Raw genomic sequence first — 2,658 nt, 5'->3', positions numbered from 1 at the left:
CGTTTTGCCGTTTTTTGTCGCTCTCTACGGGGTGATCATGCTCCTGCGCCACGAGATCAAGGAGCTGGCGGTCCGCCTGACCGGTCTGTTCGTCATGTTCGTCGTCTTTATCTCGACCGCCCAATTTATCGACGCGGCCTATTTTACCGCGACGACCGACTATCCGATCGTTCAAGGAGCGGGCGGGGCGGTCGGGTTCTTCTTCCGTTTCGTGCTGGAAAAAACGGTTGGCTTGGCCGGCGCCTATATCTTGCTCGCGACCTTCGGATTTATCGCTTTGCTCTTGATGTTGAATCTGACTTTTCAGAGCCTGATTTCTTTTGTGCTCGGTATTTTCCATTTTGAAAGCGTTCCCCAAAAAGACGATAAAAAAGCCAAGCCGGCGGCGGTTAAAAAGCCCGTCCTGGCTCCGGCTAAAGAAAATGCCCCGGCTCCGGCGGTGACCCAGTTGCCCTTGCCGGAAGCCGAGACGGAGCCGGAGGACGAGCCTAAGCGCAAGCCGGTCCTCGAATTCCCGATGCCGAAATACGACAATGAAGTTGACGCTAAAGGTGAAGAGGAACCGGAAGGGGAGCGGAAAGAATATTCCAACTATCAGTTACCGCCGCTCGATCTCCTGGACGAGCAGAACGCCAAAGAGAAGAAACAGGCCGACAAAATGCGCGAAACGACCGAGATGCGCAAGGGATTATTGGAAGAAGCTCTGCGCAGTTTCGGGGTCGGCGCGCACGTCGTTTCGATCTTCCAGGGGCCGTCGGTCACCCGTTATGAATTGCAGCCTGAACCAGGCGTCAAGGTCAGCCGGATCGCTAATCTGGCCGACGATATCGCTTTGAACCTGGCCGCTTCGGGGGTCCGCATCGAAGCGCCGGTCCCGGGGAAATCAGTGGTCGGGATCGAGGTCCCGAATGCCATGACTACGACGGTCCGGATGAAGGAGATCGCCAAGCAGCCGGAATTCCGGAAAAATTCCTCCAAGCTTTACATTACCATCGGCAAAGATCTGGCCGGTGCCCCGGTCTACGGCGACCTGGGGAAGATGCCTCACTTGCTGATCGCTGGTACGACCGGGTCGGGGAAGAGCGTCTTTGTAAATTCACTGATCATGAGCATTCTCCTGCGCGCCCGGCCCGATGAGGTCAAGATGTTGATGATCGATCCGAAAATGGTGGAACTCTCGATCTATGACGGGATCGCCCACTTGCTGGCGCCGGTCGTGACCGATGTCCGCAAGGCTTCAGCGACCTTAAAAACCTGGGTCCTGTGGGAGATGGAGCGGCGCTATAAACTGTTCCACGACCTTGGGGCCAGGAATTTGCAAGCATACAACAATAAGATGGATAAAGACGAGCGTCTGCCTTATATTGTCGTGATCATCGACGAGCTGGCCGACCTGATGATGGTCGCCGCTAATGAGGTCGAGGCCTCGATCTGCCGGATCGCCCAAATGGCGCGCGCCACCGGCATTCACCTGGTCGTTGCCACTCAACGCCCCTCGGTCGATGTTATTACCGGCTTGATCAAAGCGAACATTCCGTCACGCGTCGCTTTCGCCGTCGCGACCCAGATCGATTCCCGGGTTATCCTCGACTCGGCCGGGGCGGAAAAACTCCTTGGTCGCGGCGACATGCTTTATAATCCGATCGGGGCGATGAAGCCGATGCGCGTGCAGGGTTGTTTCCTGACCGACAAAGAGACCGAACGGGTCCTGGAATTCATTAAAAAGCAGGCTGATCCGGATTACCTAAAGGAGATCACCGAAATAACCCCGCTGGAAGGGGAAAAGAAAGAAGGGGAGGCTGGCGCCAATGGCGGCCGGGACGCGATGTTTGGTGAAGTCGCTAAATTGATCGTTGAAACCCAGGTCGCTTCGACCTCTTACGTCCAGCGAAAATTCCGGATCGGTTATAACCGGGCCGCCCGGCTGATCGATGAACTTCAGGCGGCCGGGATCGTCAGCGCGCCGGAAGGGGATGGCAAAGGGCGGCGGGTCTTAGCTTCCAGAGAGACCCTGGCCGGTATGGGTATTCAGTGAAAAGTCTTGGCCTCTGCTTGGTCCTTTGCCTTGTCCTTTGCCTGCCGGTGAATTCCCTCCAATATCCTAAACGGATCGTTTCCTGCACTCCCGCTCTGACCGAGATCATTTTTGCCCTCAAGCTGGAGATGGAGGTTGTCGGCGTGACCAATAACTGCGATTACCCGGCGCTGGCCAGGTTTAAGGAAAAGATCGGCGGTTACACGATCAGCCTGGAAAAGGTCGCCTCGCTGACGCCCGATGTCGTCTTTATGCAGGAAGACGCCCAGAAAGGGGAGATCAAGAAGCTGGTTGATTATGGCCTGCCGGTTTTCTCGCTTAATTTACGGACCGCGCCGGAGGTCTTAGCCGGGATCGACGAGATCGGAAAAGTGACCGGCCAGACCCGGGAAGCGGCCGCGATCCTCACTAAAATGCGACAGGAGATCTCCGTGGCCAAGCAGCGAAAAAGATCCGGCCGGCCTCTTAAGGTTATAATGATCGTCGGTTATGATCCGTTGATCGTTGTTGGCGGTAATAACTTTATCAATGACTACTTGCTTTGGGCTGGAGCGGAAAATATTGCCGGCCAGAGCAAGTCCGCTTACCCCCAATTTAGCTTTGAGAAGCTGGTCCAGACCGAT

2 protein-coding genes are annotated in these 2,658 nt (G+C 55.9%); both read left to right on the top strand.

Features of this window, described 5'->3' with window-relative positions; all coding sequences use genetic code 11:
* A partial coding sequence (locus tag WC529_09130) for a DNA translocase FtsK 4TM domain-containing protein (GenBank protein MFA5114432.1) occupies positions 1–2,035 on the top strand: 2,035 nt, incomplete at its 5' end.
* Positions 2,032–2,658: helical backbone metal receptor (locus tag WC529_09125; protein ID MFA5114431.1), on the top strand; the 627-nt coding region annotated here is incomplete at its 3' end. The genes WC529_09130 and WC529_09125, both read left to right, overlap by 4 nt.

Source organism: Candidatus Margulisiibacteriota bacterium, from assembly GCA_041650855.1.
Taxonomy (GTDB): Bacteria; Margulisbacteria; WOR-1; order O2-12-FULL-45-9; family XYB2-FULL-48-7; genus JALOPZ01.
Note: the sequence above shows the minus strand (reverse complement) of the source record. Positions and strands in the feature narration are given on the sequence as shown.